This is a genomic window from Flavisolibacter ginsengiterrae DSM 18136, from assembly GCF_059568575.1.
Genome location: NZ_JCANTR010000005.1, coordinates 139,195 through 157,990, shown reverse-complemented (window position 1 = coordinate 157,990; position 18,796 = coordinate 139,195). Strand labels below are relative to the sequence as shown.

Below are 18,796 nucleotides of genomic sequence, written 5' to 3'. Positions count from 1 at the left end.
CAGAATTACATAAACAACATGGATTTCAGGTTATTAATAACCCTTTTCCTGTGCTTTAACTTTTGTTTACCTAAGAAGATATAAACATTTTGAAAGGGCGGCCATCTGATATACTGGAGGAAACTTAAAATGAAAAACTTCTTTACTTTAATTATGGCGGGGTTGATGAGTGTTTCGGCCTTTGCCAGCGACATTACCGTGACATTTACAGGTAATAAAACTTACCAGGTTTTGATCGATGGTCGCTCTATAAATGACAATGGTTATGCCAACAGCACTATCTATTTGAATAACCTTCGTTCGGGCCAGCACTACATACAGGTATACAAGGCTAATGGTAACCGGCAACGAGACAACAGGGTAGTTTATGCCAGTGATTTTACAGTACGCCCGCAGTATGACCTTTTTATTACCATAGATAAAAAGGGAAGGGTTAGTATGGATGAAAGAGCTTCTGCATATAATTCCGGAAATAATAATGATAGGTGGAATAATGGTAACTACCAGGGTAGAAGGAATAATCGGAACAATGCAGATCGTCGTTATGATAACAACAGGAATGACCGCAATGGACGATATGACGATGATGATGACGATCGGTATGACCGTAATGGAAGAAACAATAATGGAGGATACAGCCAGGATAATGGAAGATATAGTAAGGGCGGTTATGGCAATGGTTATAACCAGGCGGTGAGCACAGGTGAATTTCAACAATTGGTTGCCAATGTCAAGTCTGAATGGTTTGCCAGTGGAAAGTTAAATACTGCAAAACAGGGCATCAGCAATTACTACTTTAATACTTCACAGGTAGGTCAGCTCATGCAATTGTTTAGTTCAGATAATGATAAACTGGAATTAGCTAAACTGGCTTACAGTAAAACTGTTGATGCAGCTAATTATACCAGCCTATACAACCTCTTCTCCTATCAAAGCAGCAGGGATGATTTGAATGCTTTTATTCGGGGACAACGTTACTAAACGAAACATGCACCATAATAAAAAGGGCCTGCGTTCAATGCAGGCCCTTTCTTGTCAATATTGGTCTATAAGATAGAATGTGTTAGTCCAAAAGAGATACTTGTAATGAATTCATGACCTTTTAGGGTCTCATTGGCAATAGAAACAGCGCGCATTGATTTGTAACCCAAATTACAATATGCATTGAGCCTTGTTCTGTAGCTCAGAAAATAATCAGCACTAAATTCCAATGCGGGCTGAATAGTTCTCAATTCCTTATATGCCATCAGTTCAGAAGATTTTCCATATGAAGCCTCCAACTTAATATAAGCATTGATGACAGTCCTGTTATTTGGAAAGTATCCCAATCCATAGCTGCTGTATAACCTGGTTTCCCATGCTTTGGTATCTATTTCAGATACAGATTCAGAGCCATTAAATGTATTCCTGTATTCAACATTGTTCCAGTTTTTTTTGTAGCTCATAATGGTCATAAAGTTGCGCTGCCACTTCAGGTTTAAGGGTTTGTTACTTTCGTACCTTATCAATGGAATTAGATTGGCATATGTTTTCTTCCCCTTCAAGGAACTGGTCAATCCATCCGCTTTATAATTGCTGTTGTCAATTTGAATACCGGCGCCGGGCAATAAATGTATATACCAATTGGAACCTGATGAACGATAAGGAGTAAAGGCCATTACCCAATTGTCATTAATGGTGGTAAAATACCTGATGTCGTTTACACTGATCAATCCTGATGCTTTCAAAAATGAATCGATTTGGGTGAATTCATAGATCCTTCTTCTCCGGTTGTCAAATACTCTTTTGTTGTTAATAGCTGTTATGAGCTGGGCAAACTGCCTGGTGATTTCGGGTGAGGGATGATTATTCAACAGGCCTTGTTGCTCCAGGTCATTTAAGATATACAGGGCTGTTTGGGCATCAGTAACATTTTCTATCCTTCCCTTGCCTATCCCCAGCATAAAGGTATTTTCAGCAAGGATGTGGTGACCGGTAGAATTTTGACTGTTGTATTTTGATTCGCCTGTAGTTAGTGTGTGGTTCAGATTAGTGCCCCACTCCCAAAACCAGTTGTTTTTTATATAGAACCTGTCATTAAAATTCCAGTAAATATTGTACTGGAATGATTTGGATTTGGTGATGGAGTCATCCAGATTTAAAGAACTATAATTTCCTGCAGGGGAAAACCTTATCACCGAAGAATGTATTTTTTTATCAGTACTTACACTACGATAGTAGGCCAGATTGGATGGTTGCAATTGCCAATATGATTCTTTTCTTTTGAAAGACTCCAATGCATTGTTATCACTCGCCCAACCTGAAAAACCCAGGTTAAGCTCCAGGGCAGTATAACCTGGAGTACGGTATTTATAATTTTTTAATTGAAAGCTGCTGTCCTGTGCATAAGAATATTGTACGACAGTGATTAGCAAAAAAGGTAGAAGTCTTCTTTTCATATGCAGGCATTTGATTATGGTTGATTAAAGTGTAAGTATAATCTATCCTTTCAGCAGCATGTTTAATTGTGGTATTAAAAAAAAGCTAAAGCTGTAACTGGAAAATATTGTTTTTCGACTATGAATTAACGGTGTTAAATAACCGTAGCAATATTCCATATTAGCTGTTCCCTGTTCCTTTTCCGGTCTGTGTATCTGTTTTTATCAGAATTTTACCTGAGGGTATGGTCCGCACTATGCATAAAAAAAGACTGTCCTTATAGGAGCAGTCTCTTTTATAAAACAAAGTAAATTCTACAATATTATTTTTTCAATATCTGCGCCATGGTAATGCCAATATCAGCGGGGCTTTGTACCACGTGAATGCCGCATTCTTCCATGATCTTCATTTTAGCGGCGGCCGTATCTTCCGCACCACCCACAATGGCACCGGCATGGCCCATGCGGCGTCCCGGAGGTGCAGTCTGACCAGCTATGAATCCAACTACAGGTTTTTGATTTCCGTTGTCCCTGATCCAGCGGGCAGCTTCTGCTTCCATGCCACCACCAATTTCACCGATCATGACAATGGCATCTGTTTCAGGATCATTCATAAATAATTCCACTGCATCTTTCGTAGGCGTACCAATGATAGGATCACCACCTATGCCCACAGCCGTTGAAATACCAAGACCTGCCTTTGCCACCTGGTCGGCTGCTTCATAAGTAAGGGTGCCTGACTTAGAAACAATGCCTATTCTTCCTTTCTTGAACACAAAGCCTGGCATGATACCAACCTTGCATTCATCAGCTGTAATAACACCGGGACAGTTGGGCCCTATCAGTCTTGTATTTTTTCCTTCAATAAAGTTTTTCACTTTCACCATGTCCTGCACAGGAATTCCTTCCGTGATACAAACGATCAATCCAACGCCCGCATCAGCGGCTTCCATGATAGCATCCGCTGCAAATGCAGGTGGTACGAAAATGATAGAGACATCGGCGCCCGTTTCCTTAACACAGTCGGCCACCGTATTAAATACTCTTCTGTCAAGGTGACTGGTGCCACCTTTTCCAGGTGTTACACCACCAACCAGCTGCGTACCATATTCGATCATCTGGGAAGCATGGAAAGTGCCTTCGGTACCAGTGAAGCCCTGTACAAGCACTTTTGAATTCTTATTGACAAGGATACTCATATTCTATTTTGTAAGTTGGGGGCAAAAGTAAGGAAATACCATGTCCCTGTTTATTGAATCTGTTTTATGTTGTGATAAGGCAATGGTTGCCCTTTATTGTTTTATTATAGCACTAATTATGAAACTTCATTAATATTCCCATTTTACCAGCGTAGCACCCCAGGTAAAGCCACCACCAAAAGCGGCAAGAACTATGTTGTCTCCCTTATTTAATTCATGGCGCCATTCCCATAGGCATAAGGGTAGTGTAGCTGCAGTTGTATTGCCATAGCGTTGAATATTGAGCATCACTTTTTTATGGTCAATGCCCATTCTGTCAGCTGTAGCATCAATAATTCGCTTATTGGCCTGGTGTGGCACCAGCCATGCGATATCATCACCTGTAAGATTATTTCTTTCCAGCAATTCAGCACTTACATCAGCCATGCCTTTTACGGCAAATTTGAAAACGGATTGTCCTTCCTGGTAAACGAAATGTTCTTTATTGGCCACCGTTTCTGCTGTGGCAGGCTTCAAAGATCCTCCGGCTTTCATGTGCAGGAACTGGCGTCCGCTGCCATCACTTTTCAAGATGCTGTCCAATACGCCATAGCCCTGGTGATTAGGCTCCAACAGAACCGCACCGGCACCATCGCCAAAAATGATACAAGTCTGGCGGTCGCTATAATCAATGATAGAGCTCATTTTATCAACGCCCACCACTACCACTTTCTTATAACGACGGCTTTCGATAAGTGCTGCACCTGTGGTCAATGCATATAAAAACCCGGAACAGGCAGCACCAAGGTCAAATCCCCAGGCATTCTTTGCCCCAACTTTATCGCTGATGATATTGGCTGTAGCCGGGAAAACCATATCGGGGGTAACAGTAGCACAGATTATACAATCAATTTCCTCCGGGCTGATACCACGTTTTTCGCAGATCTGTAAAACTGCGGGAACTGCCAGGTCGGATGAGGCCTTGCCCGGTTCTTTCAATATGCGTCTTTCTTCCACACCCGTTCTTGTCCTGATCCATTCATCATTGGTATTTACCATCTTTTCAAGGTCAAAATTGGTGAGTTTGGTCTCAGGAACGTATCCTCCAACGGCCGTAATTGCTGCAGTGATCTTTTGAACCATTTTGTAATTTTTAAAAGGGAACGAAGATACGGAGGGTTTTAAAACTGGTGAAAGACCAAAGATCCTGCCAGCTAAAAACACTTATTCATTGAGGATAGTTACATAATCTTTCCTATGGGTTTTATATTATCATCCCATTGCTTACTTTGCAGCCCTATGATCGCTTTTTTGAATGGAAATTTCGTAAAGAAGACGCCTTCCTATATTCTGATTGATGTAGGGGGAGTAGGGTACGAAGTGCAAATCAGCCTGAATACCTATACCCATATCCAGGATATGGAAAAAGGTACCGTGCAAACCCATCTTATTGTCAGGGAAGATGCCCATATTCTCTTTGGTTTTTTTGATTTGGCTGAAAAGGAGATGTTCCTCCAGTTGATAGCCATTAGCGGTATTGGATCTAATACTGCCAGGGTAATGTTGTCTTACATGAGGCCTGATGAACTCAGCCGCGCCATAGTGCAGGGGAATGTAAAAGCGCTTGAATCGATCAAGGGGATAGGTAAGAAAACAGCAGAAAGGATCGTAGTGGAATTAAGAGATAAACTGGCGAAACAACCTGTTGATACTGATCTAAATATTTCTACCTGGAAAGGCAATACATTACAGGCCGATGCGTTAAATGCACTGATTGCTTTAGGCATCAATCGCCAGGCTGCTGACCAGGCCGTTCAAAAGGTGTTAGCGCAGGACCCCGGAATCGGGGTAGAGCTATTGATTAAAAAAGCGTTACAAATCCTTTGATTTACCCTTATTGACTAACTAATTGTAGAGAAAAGACTTGGCTTCCCATTCTACCTATAAGTTTCCTAAGATGGTGGTTATCATCCTTTTATCCACCTTAGCCTTTTTCCAGGCCCAAAACCTCTATTCCCAGCAAGCACCGGCCCAGGATACTTCCAGGTATCCCTTGCAAGACCGAAGGGGTGATCCTTATAATTTCCCGAACCGTAATCCTTTTGACCTCAAGGATACCGGCTTTGTGAAGCGCACCATTGAATACGATCCAAAGACAAAACAATATTTCATTGTTGAAAAGATCGGGAGCCAGTATTACCGGAGCCCGGCCACTTTCTCAATGGACGAGTTCCTGAAGCTCCAGGGTGAAAAAGATGAACAGGCTTATTTCCGCCAAAGGGCAAACCTGCTATCCAATTTAAACAGGAGGAATTTCAAACCCAAGTTTGGGTTTTCCAAAGATTGGGTGAATAGAATCACGGGTAATGGTAAGGTTGAGATTCGTCCTTCAGGATATGTAGATCTTTCAGCGGGTTACCAGGGCCAGAACATCAAGAACCCGACCTTACCTGAAAGAGCCAGGAAGACCGGTGGATTTGATTTCAATGAAAATGCCCAATTACAGGTTGATGCCAAGATCGGCGATAAGATCAACCTGCCTATTAACTATAATACGCTGGCCAATTTTGATTTTGAAAACCAGTTGAAACTGGACTACCAGGGTAAAGAAGATGAGATCCTCAAGCAGTTCCAGATGGGTAACGTAAGCTTTGCTTCCAAAGGAACACTGATCCCGGGTGCCCAATCCCTGTTTGGTGTGAAAACCCAGCTGCAGTTTGGTAAATTATATTTGTCAACTGTTTTGGCTAACCAGCGTTCGCAGCGTCAATCGCTGGGCATGCAGGGTAGCTCCGCCACCCAGTCCTTTAGTATAAGGGGAGATGAATATGAAGAGAACCGCCACTTCCTGATGGCTCAATACTTCCGCAAGAATTATAATAAGGCCATGAAGGACCTTCCTATTGTAAGAAGCCCGGTGCAAATTTTACGTGTGGAGGTTTGGGTAACCAACCGCCTGGGTATCGTACCGGACTTTCAAAATGCCACAGGTTACCGTGATGTGGTAGCCTTTATGGATATGGGGGAAAGGGATCCTTATAATAAGACCATACTTACCGGTTCGGGGGATTCCATGCCGCGGAACAATGCCAATGACCTGTTCAATGTGCTTTCCACCAATCCTAATACGCGAAACTCAAGCCTGGTGCAACAGACCCTGACAGGCCTGGGATTTCAGCCGGTACAGGATTTTGAAAAGACCTTTGCCAGGAAACTGCAGCCGAGTGAATATTATTTCAATCCGCAGATAGGGTTTATTTCACTGAACCAACCCTTACAGGCAGACGAAGTTGTTGGTATCGCCTATCAGTACACTTCCAACGGCAGGATCTTCCAGGTGGGAGAGTTCTCACAGGATATACCACCCGATAGCAGTGGTAATACTCAGAAAGTATTGTTCCTGAAATTGCTGAAGGCCACTTCACAGCGTACGAACCTTCCTATCTGGGATTTGATGATGAAGAATGTGTACAGTGTGGGATTTGGTCAACTGGAAAGAAACGATTTCCGGCTGGATGTGACTTATGAAGAGCCCAGCGCAGGGGACAAAAGGTATTTGCCTCCTACCAATGTACTTCCTCAATATAAAGGTGTCCCTATCATACAACTGGATAACCTTGACCGCCTTAATAACCAGAATGATCCACAACCTGATGGATTGTTTGATTATATCGAAGGATTTACTGTTATTTCATCGCAAAGCAGGATCATATTCCCCGTCCTGGAACCTTTTGGTCATGACCTGGATTATATATATCCATCGCAGGCCGAAGCAGAGAAATACCTCTTTTATCCTTTATATGATACTATCAAGGCCATTGCGCAGAACTACACCAATCTTGACCGATTCAAACTGGTGGGAAGGTCCAAGTCAGCAGTGAATTCGGAATACCAGTTAGGTTTCAATATTCCAAGAGGTTCTGTAAGTGTGACGGCAGGTGGAAGAATATTACAGGAAAATATTGATTACGAAATAAACTATGACCTTGGAACGCTGCGCATTACCAACCCGGCTATCATTCAATCGGGTTTGCCGGTGCAGGTGCAGTTTGAGAACAATGCCACTTTTGGATTGCAGCAAAGGAACTACCTGGGTCTAAGGCTCGATTACCTGGTAAACCGTCACCTGACCATTGGTGGAACCATGGTTAGATTGAGCGAGCGACCTTTCTTTACCAAGCAGGGATACGGCGAAGACCCCATTCGCAATACCATGTATGGTACTGATTTCGACTACCGGAATGATTTTCCCCAAATGACGAAATGGTTGAACAAGCTACCATTTTATTCCACCAAGGCTATGTCTTCCATTACTGCCTATGGTGAGGCAGCCATGTTAAAGCCAGGTCATGCGCCACAAATAGGACAAGGAGGGGAAGGCGTAATCTATATAGATGATTTTGAAGGTACCCGTAGCACAGTTGATCTAAGATTCCCTTTGATCAGTTGGACACTTGCTTCCGTTCCACAGAACTCACCAGATAAAAATGGAGATATCCTGTTTCCTGAAGCGACCTTGAATAATAACCTGGCAAGCGGATTTAACCGAGCCAAACTGGCCTGGTATAATATTGAGCCGGTGCTGCAGGAAAGAAAGAATTCCAATAACCCATTGAGGAATGACCCGGCAGAATTGTCCAGGCCGGAAACCAGGCAGGTTTTATCTACCGAGATATTCCCCCAACGCACTAACGACCTGGGACAAAACCTATTGACCACTTTCGACATGGCTTATTATCCGCAGGAAAGAGGCCCTTATAATTTCAGAACGGCGAACCTTAATCCTTCCAATGGAGGATTGACCACACCAAGAAAGTCCTGGGGTGGTATCATGCGCAGCCTTGACCAAACAGATTTTGAGACCAGTAATATTGAATTTATTGAGTTCTGGGTACAGGATCCGTTTATCAATAACCGAAATCCCCAGGGCGGTGAACTTTATTTTGATCTTGGAAATATTTCTGAAGATGTGCTTCATGACGGGCAGCGATTGTATGAGAATGGATTACCTACGCCTACCCAGCCAAATCTGCCTGTAGATGAAACTGTTTGGGGTAAGGTGCCAAGAAACCCAATCCAGGTAACAAATGCTTTTAGTAACGATCCTAACGACAGGCCATTCCAGGATGTTGGTTTTGATGGATTAACCGATACGGCGGAGCAACGCAAGTTCAGGCCATACCTGCAGGATCTTGCGACAGTGGTGGGAGCCAATTCTCCTGTTTACAAACAAGCAGAGGCAGACCCTTCTGCCGATAATTTTAAAGGTTACAGGGATCCCACTTATGATGCACAACCAGTTGCTGGTATTCTGCAACGGTATAAGAATATCAATAACCCCCATGGCAATTCACCTGTTGCCAGTAGCACAGATCAATTTACCAATGCCTTTACCTTGTATCCTGACCAGGAGGAGCTAAATCGCGACAACACGCTAAATGAAGTAGAAGAATACTTCCAGTACCGGGTGGAATTGAAGCCAGGTATGAACCAGCAGAATAATAAGTATATAACGGATATACGTCAAGCAAATGTGCGACTGGCTGATGGTACCTCCCGTACAGAAAAATGGTTCCTCTTTCGTATACCTGTAAAGGATGTGCAGGCCAAGGTGGGTAATATCCCAGATCTGAAATCTATCAGGTTCATGAGGATGTTCCTAACTGATTTTGAAGATACTACCGTACTTCGATTTGCAAAGCTGGAACTGGTGAGAAACCAGTGGAGGAAGTTCACTTATGAAGTGGATACTACCGGTAATTATGTTCCGCTACCTGCCAATGACCCCACTTCGGTAAACGTACTGGCTGTAAACCTGGAAGAGAACGACCAGAGGACACCAATACCTTACCGCCAATCTCCGGGTATAGAGCGCCAGCAACAGATCAGCAATAACAATGTGCAGTTATTATTGAATGAACAATCATTAAGCCTGCGGTTAAATAATTTATTACAAACAGAGGCACGTGGTGTTTTCAAGACCATGAGCCTGGACCTTCGGCAATATGGTAGCCTCAAGATGTTCGTCCATGTGGAAGACATGTTGAATCCGGGAACGCATATTAATAATGGGGATCTGAATGCAGTGGTACGCATAGGAAATGATTTTGTAGGTAACTATTATGAAGTAAAGATCCCGCTGCGTGTCACGCCATGGGGAACAAGGGATTCCCTTGGCATATGGCCGGCAGAAAATAACCTTGACTTTGATTTGAGCATATTGACACAGTTGAAGACCCGCCGGAATAGTTCGGGAGCATCGCCTTCCAGGTATTACCAGGAAAAAGGACCTGATGGGAAAACATTTGCAGTGCTGGGTAATCCCAACCTGGGTGAAGTGCGGGGCATGTTCCTGGGTATTGAGAATGTGGGCCAGGAAACCGTCAATACAGAGGCATGGTTCAATGAGCTGCGCTTGTCGAAGCTGGATGAAAAAGGTGGGTATGCCGCATTGGGCCGCGTAGATATCAGGCTGGCTGACCTGGGTAATCTCAATTTCAGCGGAAGCATGAGAAGTATTGGTTTTGGAACCCTGGAGCAGAAAGTAAATGAAAGAAGCCGGGAGACCTTCTCACAATATGATATCAGTACCAACCTTGATTTGGGCAGATTGTTGCCACGAACTTCCGGTATTCAGATACCCATGTATGCAGGCTATAGCAAAACAACCACCACGCCTGAATACGATCCATATGACCTGGATTTGAAATTAAACCAGAAAATAGATGCTGCGCCTTCCAAGACCGTCGCAGATTCTATCAGGAGAGATGCCATAGATGAAACCACAATCAAGACATTGAACTTTACCAGTGTAAAGAAGAACAAAACAAATGGCAAAGCACCCCAGCCGTGGGACATATCGAATATCGATTTGAATTATTCTTTCATTCACCAGCAAAGAACTAACCCTATCATTGAGCTGGAAGACGTGAAAAGAACCAGGGCCGCGGTAGGGTATAATTATGCCCCGCAACCCAAATTTATTGAACCCTTGAAAAAAGTGTTCAAATCCAGCTCACCATGGCTGGCGTTGATCAGGGATTTCAACTTCAATTATAAACCCTCACTGATCTCTGTGAAGGCGGATGTATTCAGGCAGTTTGGTGTATTGCGCAACAGGAATGTGGGTACTTCATTCAAACTGCCGGAAACCTTTAATAAATTCTTCTATTTTGACCGTTATTATTCACTTCGCTGGGATCTGACAAGGTCAATGACGCTTGATTTTAATGCCGTAAACAATGCCCGCGTTGATGAACCATTTGGTCATATAGATACGAAGGAAAAGAAGGATACCGTAAAACGTAATTTCTGGTCCGGCGGACGTAATACCCATTACCACCAGGAGGCTTCCCTAACTTATAACCTGCCTACATCCAAATTGCCATTGCTGGATTGGACGACCATTAGGGCTACCTATGCGGCAAAATATGATTGGATAGCTGCGTCGTTGCTGGCAAGGGAATTGGGAAATACCCTTGTTAATGGCCAGACCAGGAACCTGACAGCTGATTTTGACTTTGACAGGCTTTATACTAAATGGAGGTTTTTAAGGGCTGTATACAGTGATGCACCAGTAGCACCCAAACCTGCACCAACAGTGAAGGATACTACCAAAAAGAAGGTTAAGGATCCTAATCAAATGCCTACCGTTTCAGGTGTGCCTAAATTCTTTGCCCGGTTGCTAACATCTGTGAAGAGAGTGGGGGTTCAATACAATGAGGATTTGGGGACCTTGCTGCCTGGATACCTGGACAGCACAAAAGTGCTGGGTATGAACCTGGGCACAGGTAACCCCGGATGGAAATATATATTGGGCTACCAGCCAGATACCAGCGATATCAATGAATTTGGAAGGAAGGGATTGTTGACGCGCGATTCATTATTCAATGCGTTGATACAACAGCGTTATAACCAGCATATAAGCATAACAGCTCAAATAACTCCTATCCGTGACCTGAACATAGACCTGAATCTTGACAGGACCTATGATAAGAATTATTCCGAGTTATTCAAGGACACCGGCGGCGTTGATTCCAAACTGCAGCGTTTCAATCCTTATGCTACCGGTAGCTTTAGCATGAGTTATATTTCTTACCAGACATTGTTTACCAAATTTGATCCTAACGAGATATCAGAAACGTTTAAGCAGTTTGAAGCCAACAGGTTATTGTTATCGCAACGGTTGGGTGGTAAGAATATTTATGCAGATCCGAATCTAACCACACCTGATGGATATGTGCAGGGCTATGGACGCTATGCGCAGGATGTGTTGATACCTGCCTTCCTGGCGGCCTATACCAAGAAGGATCCGTTCAGCATCCAGTTGATCAAGAACTCCAATCCCAACCTGAGGGCCAATCCCTTTTCGAGTTTGATACCCAGGCCTAACTGGAACATTACCTACAATGGATTGACCAGGATGAAGGGAATGGAAAAGATATTTACCAGCTTCACGGTGCGGCATGGATACAACAGTACATTGAGCATGAATAGTTTTAATACTGCGCTATTATTCATGGATCCTTTGAGAGTGGGCTATCCTTACTTCAGGGATACGCAGACCGGTAACTATATTCCATACTTCCTGGTTCCTAACATTACCATAAGTGAGCAATTCAGCCCCCTGGTAGGTGTGGATATGTCTTTCACCAACCAGTTGTCTGCAAGGTTTGAATATAAAAAGTCAAGACAGCTCAGTTTGAGTTTGGTTGACTACCAACTGGCGGAGAACCGTTCTACTGAATATTCTATAGGAATGGACTGGCGTAAAAGGGGCGTTCCCTTCTTAAGAAATATTAAGATCGGGAAAAGCGGCAAAGGCCTGGATAATGATGTGACCATGCGATTTGATTTCAGCCTGAGGGATGATGCAACAGCCAACACGAAACTGGATCAGAATACAGCCTTTGGTACTGCAGGGCAGAAGGTGATCAGGCTGGCTCCATCTATAGATTATGTAATGAATAACAGGGTAAATGTCAAGTTGTACTTTGAACAAAACAGGACCATTCCCAAGATCGCAACTACTGCCCCGATCACTACCACAAGGGCAGGTGTGCAGATCCGGGTTTCCTTATCTCAATAATTTAAAAACTAATGCTAATAAGATATTTGAAGCCTCAATTTAATTGGGGCTTCATTGTTATGCTCTTGTCTTTTTGAATAACATCACATAACCACACAGACCTTTCTTTTTCTTTTTATTTACCTGTAAAGGCCTGAATTGATGATAGAGTGTAACTTTTGGCACGTAGGAGAAGGAGATAAAATTGCTTTCACTTTGGCTTCGTTTCTCATAGATCACCATATTGCCATCAGAATCTATGAGCCTAACTTCTACCTGTCGGGAACTGTGGTCCCCGATAAAGACAAAATGGTATAATGATCTTTCCTGAAGGGGAACGATCACCGGTATCTCATATTGGCTTTCCATGGTAACTGAATTTTCTTTCAGTAGCGTAAATCCTTCCTGGGCTACAGCTTTTTTGATGCTGTCGGCTTGTTTTTGTATCAATGAGTCCTGGCAGGATTGTAGTTGTAGTACTTCCTGGGAGAAGGAATGGAAACTGGCTATGGCGACAAAAATTAATGTCAGAAGGAGGTTTTTCATAGTAAGAAATGATGGGATATAAATCTAGCTAATAGCTGTTAAGATTCATAGTAAATATGCTTATTCCCCGGCCCCTGATTTGTTAAAAAAAAAGAGTTGGCTTGTTGGGTGCAGGTAACTACCAGGTCATTGATACATACATGGGCAGGCAGGGTAGCGGTGTAGTAAATAATGTCGGCCACATCAGCCGCGGACAATGGCTTAAAGCCTTCATACACTTTTTTAGCAGTATCTTCTGCACCCTTAAAGCGAACAAGCGAAAATTCGGTTTCTGCTGCACCAGGATGAATAGCTGTGACCTTGATGGAATGTTGCAACAGGTCTATACGCATAGCCCTGCTGATGGCATCTACAGCCGATTTGGAGGCACAATACACGTTTCCTCCTTCATAGGCTTCCTTGGCAGCTGTCGAACCCACATTGATGATATGACCTTTTTTCCTTTTGATCATAGCGGGAATAACAGCCTTTGAAACGTATAGAAGTCCTTTAACGTTGGTATCTATCATGGTGTCCCAATCATCAAGGCTGGCCTTATCAAAAAGATCCCTGCCGAGAGCAAGACCCGCATTATTGACCAGGATATCAACCTGCTTCCATTCTTCCGGCAAATTGTTTACAGAATCAAATACGGCCTTCTGGTTCCGGACGTCGAATGCTGCGGTATAACATTGTATGTCATATTTTTCTTCCAGGTATTTTTTTTGAACCTGGAGGCGGTCTTCCCTGCGTCCATTCAAAATGATGTTGTAACCATTTTTGGCAAAAAGTAATGCACAGGCTTCACCAAATCCAGAGGTAGTGCCGGTAATGAAAACTATCTTCTTCATGGAAGCGAAGATAAATCATCAACCATTTATGCATGGGTCATGTAATTCTGTTTCTGGAAAAGGATCCAGGTAAAAGTTAAAGGATCTTCGATATGATGGTTACAGGCTCTATAAGTGAACTACCTGATGAGGGTAACAGTTCCTTTGGCAAAGACGGACTTTCCTGTGTAGTCCACACCTTTCACCACCCAAACAAACGTCCCGGTAGCCTGTTCTTTTCCAGCTATCTTCCCATCCCAACCTTTACCATTGGTTGTTGTGCTGAATACCAGCTCTCCCCAGCGATTAAATACCCGGAAATATTCAATATTCAAAATGCCCACCGCAATAGGGCGAAAAACATCATTTTTCCCATCGTTATTGGGTGTAAAGGCAGTAGGCACAAAGATTTGTGGATTGGTCTTGAATATCTTGACGGTTACGAATGCAGAATCTGTACAATTGTTTTCATCAGTAACCATTACCCTGTAAGTAATGCTGTCAAAGCTGCCGTTATAGATGCCTATCGGATTATGAATATCGTCAGTACTCAATGAAGTGCGGGGAGACCAGGAATAACTTTCTCCACCAGTGGCATTGAATAATAGTGGCTGGTTGACTACTACCGAGGTGTCATTGCCTGCAAAAGCATTTACCTTGGGATAAACTGTTACCATGACAGTATCTCTGCCAGGCTTTGGACAACCTATATTATCCAGGACTGTCAAAATATAGGAAGTGGTGTTTGCAGGAGAAGCTACAGGATTTAAAGAGTTCGGATTATCCAGTGAACTGGTTGGCGACCAGGTAAAAGAATTACCCTTGATACTGGCATGTAACTGGGCTGAAGTTTTAAAACAGACAGCAGTATCTGCACCGGCATTGGCTCCAGGGTAGGGCACCGTAGTAATAATCACATCATCGGTTGCTTTACACCTGCCAATTGTGGCTGTTACCTGGTAGGTAGTATTTCCTCCGGGGCTGGCATAGGTGATGGGGCTATTGGGATTTTGTATTGTAGCTGCAGGTGACCATACATACCGTAATCCATCACCGGTGGCGCTTAACTGCACGGAGTCAGAAAGACAGATGACCGTGTCAGTTCTTGCCTTAAGTGTAACAAAATTTACCACCCTCACCTGCACTGTATCATTATTAAGACAACCATTGTCATCGAGTTGAACCGTGTACCTGGTGGTAGATGTTGGATGTACAAATGGGTCGGCACTCGAAGGGTTGATAACATTAGCAACGGGTGACCAGCTGAACGATCCCAGGCCCACGGCATGTAACTGCAATGTATCTCCTCTACAAATCAGCGTATCACTGAATGGAAGTGTTAATACGGGTTTATCGATAATGTCTACTGTTTTATATACTGTATCTCGGCAACCCTTACTGTTTGAAACAATAAAGCGTACATTTTTTGAACCTGTCTTAGGATAAGTATATGATGGATTCTGAATGTTGGAAAAATCATTTTGAGAATCAGGATCGCCAAAGTCCCAGCTCCAGGAATCTATCAATCCATACCTTGTCTTTGTTGTGTCAGAGAATAAGGTAGGCTTATTAACGCAAATGCCGGAAGAAGTAAAGCCGGGAAAGAAGCCAGGATAAACCTTGATCCTGGAAATTGCACTATCACTACATTCTTCACCACGATTGATGGCCAGTTTAAAAACATAGGTACCCGTATCAGCGTAGGTATGTGTAGGATTTTGCAGCGTTGAAGTGGAACCATCGCCAAAATCCCAGAAATAAGTTTTGATCAAAACTGAGGGTGGCGCTTCATTTCCAAATGTATAGGTGAAGCCATCACAGGAAAGATATTCCTGCTTTAATGCCGCATCAGCCACATTACAATCTCCTACCTTGATCTGCAGGTCTTTTCTTTGAGTTGCAATGGCTTTTCCATCACGGTATTCAGTAACGCATACTGTTACCACATAGATGCCTACGGCGGGTGCAATGCCACAGATCATTCCCGTTTTTGTATCCAGAGTTACTCCCGGGCCTAAAGGAGATTCTCCAAAAAATGGCCTGGAATACGGAACCGCAGCATAGGGAGGACTAAACGGGGGACTGGGTGCAGGAGCGCCAGGTGAACCTCCCAGGTATGCTGAACAAAAACTATAGGATAGTGAATCTTTTAGTGCAGGGTCATTGCTGTCAGGATCAAAAGCACTAAAGTCATAGCAAAACGCATTATTGGCGCAGATAATTACCGTATCTCTACCAGTGAACCGCGCACTGTTGTTTGCCGGTGCATTAGGCAAAATGGAAGTGCCCGGGATCTCGGCTGTATACGTGGCACCTACCTGGTTTGAACCTATCAGGTTATTGATGCCTGCAATACGGCAGCAGCGCTGGTAGGCCACCGTATAACCATTTGCGATTCCCGGCAGCGTGACATCAAATTCGTAATAGCCCACTTCATAGCACACATCCGGAGGGTTTTGAATACATGGGCTGGGAGAGGTTAGATCTAAAGTTACTGTGGGGTTTTTAGCTATGCTTTTTTCCCAAATAAGGCTGTTATCGGAATTTCTAAAAATAGCAATACTGGCAGAAGGATCCAGTTGTGCAGATCCTGGAGGCGCATTACAATCCCTGTAAAGCTTTAAAACAACGTGATATGTATAATTGTTCCCGGATTGGGAGGTAAGCGTATAATACATTTCCCCGCCTGTAATATGATTGGCATAGCCAACAATGGCCCCAAAACAAATAATAATAAGCAGGAAAAATTTTTTCATTCTGGCTGAGTGGTCTTTGTAACGCTGGCTATATAGTCTTTTAATATCCTGTCGGCTTCCACTCTTTCTTCTGTCATTCCCATATGGCCGGATTCGTTAAGTATATGAATATACGAAAGTTCGGGGAGGTGAGATTGCTCTAAACCATCCTTTAAAGGAACTGCTGTATCATATTTTCCAAAAACAAATAAAACCGGCAAATGGGTCTGTTTTAACACATGGGTCCTGTCTGGCCGATTGATCATTGACACATAATAAGAAACGAGTGCTGCAGCGGAAAAGTTGTGTGAGGCAGTAATTTGCTCTTCAATAAGTTGTGCTTTTTTATCCTTTGTTACAGGGCTGAACAAATTGGGTATGCTCGTCTTCAGGAATTCCGTGGCGCCATGACTTTTAATGAATTCTATACCTTTTTGACGTATTTGCTTTTTTTCTTCACTGTCTGCATAGGCAGTTGAATGGAATAAGCCAAATCCCCTAAGCATATGATGGTATTTTTCCGCAAAGGCCAGCGTAATATAACCACCCATACTGTGTCCTATGAGGATCACGGAATGAGGCTCTCCTTCTTTAAAAAAAAGTGAGGCTGTTTCATGTTCTATCAGTGTCTTTATGGGTTCAGCCAAACCCTCCATGCTCATATCCTCAATCATTTCAGACCTTCCGCTTCCCGGCAGGTCAGGAATGATCAATTTGAAACCAGGAAAGGTTCCATACTGATTTTGCCATACGGTTCCGTCCTCTCCAAAACCATGGAGTAATACGACAACAGCACCTTCACCCTGGCAGCGGTAAAAAAGCTTTTTACCCTTTATTGTGATCTCTTTCTGTTCCATACAAAGGATTTTTAGCTAAGTTCCAACTTCTCCAGGCAATCAGTAAAGCTATTGGAAGAAGGGCAGGATTCAATTGCTGTGGAAGGATGAACCACGTAAGTATTAAAACAACGGTGAGCCAAAAAACGATTTTAAAATAAGCCATTACCCATCTCCTTTTTTTGCCAACGAAAAAGGCGATGATTACATGTGTAGGTAATGCCCAGGCAAGATTATAATTATTGCCGGTAACAGTATGATCAGTACCAAACCACATAAATAACAACAGCAATCCTGCAAGACCCAGGATGAAAAAGAAAAGGAAATCTATTACAGCCAGGGCCTTGATGGATCTTTTCGATCTTAGCAATGAAACTGTCACTATTCCAATCAGGAGTAATGTAAAACATACAAATGGGGTAAATACACCGGATGCAGTTAATGGGGAAGGCATGGATAATAGGGGTGAAGGGGCAGTAACCAATGGCTTTGCCTTTACCTGTGCACTGTCAAATCCTTTTAAAAGGTAATCTGGCAGGAACATGGATTGCAGGTTGGTCACTTTATGATCCAGTTTAGCACCCAGCAAAATATCTATCCCCAGTTTACTCCAGGGCTCATGGCCTTTGTCCAGGTAACTGTGTATCAGGTTCCTGAAGCTTGGAACGTTGGCAGGTAAAATGTTATGGAACTGTACCGGAGACTCAGTATTAGCTGCAACAATATCCCGTGCTCTTGTGGTACAATTGTCAAAAAGAAAATCATACCTGTAATGACGGTTTTCTTCAAGCGCGTTTATTTGTAAGGCAGTGTATAGCTTTTGTTTTTCTGCGCAGGACAACTGGAGTTCCTGCTCTACCACGCTCCTGCTTTCCACCTGGTACGAATAAAGGAAGTCGGGAAAGGATTCTACTGATAGGGAATACAATAATTTACCACGTATGAACTTGCTGTAAAAATCTGGTGCGAATTCAAAAGTTCCATAATTGTAAACGGCATCCACACCTGCCATGCTATCCTGCACTCTTAAAGCTGTATGTCCAAATGTTGAATACAGTTCTTCACCAGGGGCGCAGGTAAGCAGGCTTATTCTTAAAGCACAATTTTTTAAAGAATCGCGAGCCTGTGAATAAGAAGTAGTGCAAAGCCAGACTATAAAAGATAGCGCAAGTAAAAGCCTTTTCAATAGATCATTTTGTCAGGGCAAG

General features: G+C 43.2%; 11 protein-coding genes. 3 read left to right on the top strand and 8 right to left on the bottom strand.

The annotated features are described in order from the left end of the window. The first annotated feature begins 129 nt into the window (after positions 1–129). Complete coding sequence (locus BP74_RS07560) at positions 130–981, top strand: proline and serine-rich protein 1 family protein (RefSeq protein WP_496372679.1); 852 nt, start codon at positions 130–132, stop codon at positions 979–981. A gap of 65 nt (positions 982–1,046) precedes the next feature. On the opposite strand, the gene BP74_RS07555 is transcribed toward BP74_RS07560, so the two are convergent. The 3 genes from BP74_RS07555 to BP74_RS07545 form a co-directional block, all read right to left on the bottom strand. Further along, positions 1,047–2,438 carry a hypothetical protein gene (locus BP74_RS07555; protein WP_496372677.1) on the bottom strand — a complete coding sequence of 464 codons (1,392 nt, stop codon included), beginning with the start codon at positions 2,436–2,438 and terminating at the stop codon, positions 1,047–1,049. A gap of 302 nt (positions 2,439–2,740) precedes the next feature. Next, positions 2,741–3,616: a succinate--CoA ligase subunit alpha gene (sucD, locus tag BP74_RS07550; protein WP_496372675.1), complete on the bottom strand. Its 876-nt coding sequence runs from the start codon at positions 3,614–3,616 to the stop codon at positions 2,741–2,743. 129 nt (positions 3,617–3,745) lie between these two features. Then, positions 3,746–4,738 carry a beta-ketoacyl-ACP synthase III gene (locus BP74_RS07545; RefSeq protein ID WP_496372673.1) on the bottom strand — a complete coding sequence of 331 codons (993 nt, stop codon included), beginning with the start codon at positions 4,736–4,738 and terminating at the stop codon, positions 3,746–3,748. Between the two features lie 114 nt (positions 4,739–4,852). Here BP74_RS07545 and ruvA point away from each other — a divergent pair, with 114 nt between their 5' ends. Then, on the top strand, positions 4,853–5,482 hold the full coding sequence (gene ruvA / locus BP74_RS07540) for a Holliday junction branch migration protein RuvA (protein WP_496372671.1): 630 nt from the start codon (positions 4,853–4,855) through the stop codon (positions 5,480–5,482). 70 nt (positions 5,483–5,552) lie between these two features. Then, positions 5,553–12,683, top strand: coding sequence for a T9SS outer membrane translocon Sov/SprA (sov, locus tag BP74_RS07535; protein ID WP_496372669.1), 7,131 nt, complete (start codon positions 5,553–5,555; stop codon positions 12,681–12,683). 57 nt (positions 12,684–12,740) lie between these two features. On the opposite strand, the gene BP74_RS07530 is transcribed toward sov, so the two are convergent. The 5 genes from BP74_RS07530 to BP74_RS07510 all read right to left on the bottom strand — a co-directional run bounded on the left by BP74_RS07530 (position 12,741) and on the right by BP74_RS07510 (position 18,774). After that, positions 12,741–13,208: a hypothetical protein gene (locus tag BP74_RS07530; RefSeq protein ID WP_496372667.1), complete on the bottom strand. Its 468-nt coding sequence runs from the start codon at positions 13,206–13,208 to the stop codon at positions 12,741–12,743. Between the two features lie 38 nt (positions 13,209–13,246). Continuing rightward, entirely contained in the window at positions 13,247–14,038 is a 792-nt protein-coding gene (locus BP74_RS07525) for an SDR family NAD(P)-dependent oxidoreductase (protein WP_496372665.1), read from the bottom strand. 119 nt (positions 14,039–14,157) lie between these two features. Continuing rightward, positions 14,158–16,773 (bottom strand): PKD domain-containing protein, encoded by a 2,616-nt coding sequence (locus tag BP74_RS07520; protein WP_496372663.1) that lies wholly within the window; start codon positions 16,771–16,773, stop codon positions 14,158–14,160. Then, a complete protein-coding gene (locus tag BP74_RS07515) occupies positions 16,770–17,609 on the bottom strand; it encodes an alpha/beta fold hydrolase (RefSeq protein WP_496372661.1) in 840 nt (279 codons plus the stop codon). Before BP74_RS07515 ends, BP74_RS07520 begins: the two co-directional genes overlap by 4 nt. Beyond that, a complete protein-coding gene (locus BP74_RS07510; RefSeq protein ID WP_496372659.1) occupies positions 17,578–18,774 on the bottom strand; it encodes an Lnb N-terminal periplasmic domain-containing protein in 1,197 nt (398 codons plus the stop codon). The genes BP74_RS07515 and BP74_RS07510 overlap by 32 nt, the downstream gene beginning before the upstream one ends. Positions 18,775–18,796 lie beyond the last annotated feature (22 nt).

What these genes read in the sequence shown, in the direction of transcription:
- BP74_RS07560 (WP_496372679.1), top strand. Translation starts at nt 130, where the DNA reads ATGAAAAACTTCTTTACTTTAATTATGGCGGGGTTGATGAGTGTTTCG.
- BP74_RS07555 (WP_496372677.1), bottom strand. Translation starts at nt 2,438, where the DNA reads ATGAAAAGAAGACTTCTACCTTTTTTGCTAATCACTGTCGTACAATAT.
- sucD (WP_496372675.1), bottom strand. Translation starts at nt 3,616, where the DNA reads ATGAGTATCCTTGTCAATAAGAATTCAAAAGTGCTTGTACAGGGCTTC.
- BP74_RS07545 (WP_496372673.1), bottom strand. Translation starts at nt 4,738, where the DNA reads ATGGTTCAAAAGATCACTGCAGCAATTACGGCCGTTGGAGGATACGTT.
- ruvA (WP_496372671.1), top strand. Translation starts at nt 4,853, where the DNA reads ATGGGTTTTATATTATCATCCCATTGCTTACTTTGCAGCCCTATGATC.
- sov (WP_496372669.1), top strand. Translation starts at nt 5,553, where the DNA reads ATGGTGGTTATCATCCTTTTATCCACCTTAGCCTTTTTCCAGGCCCAA.
- BP74_RS07530 (WP_496372667.1), bottom strand. Translation starts at nt 13,208, where the DNA reads ATGAAAAACCTCCTTCTGACATTAATTTTTGTCGCCATAGCCAGTTTC.
- BP74_RS07525 (WP_496372665.1), bottom strand. Translation starts at nt 14,038, where the DNA reads ATGAAGAAGATAGTTTTCATTACCGGCACTACCTCTGGATTTGGTGAA.
- BP74_RS07520 (WP_496372663.1), bottom strand. Translation starts at nt 16,773, where the DNA reads ATGAAAAAATTTTTCCTGCTTATTATTATTTGTTTTGGGGCCATTGTT.
- BP74_RS07515 (WP_496372661.1), bottom strand. Translation starts at nt 17,609, where the DNA reads ATGGAACAGAAAGAGATCACAATAAAGGGTAAAAAGCTTTTTTACCGC.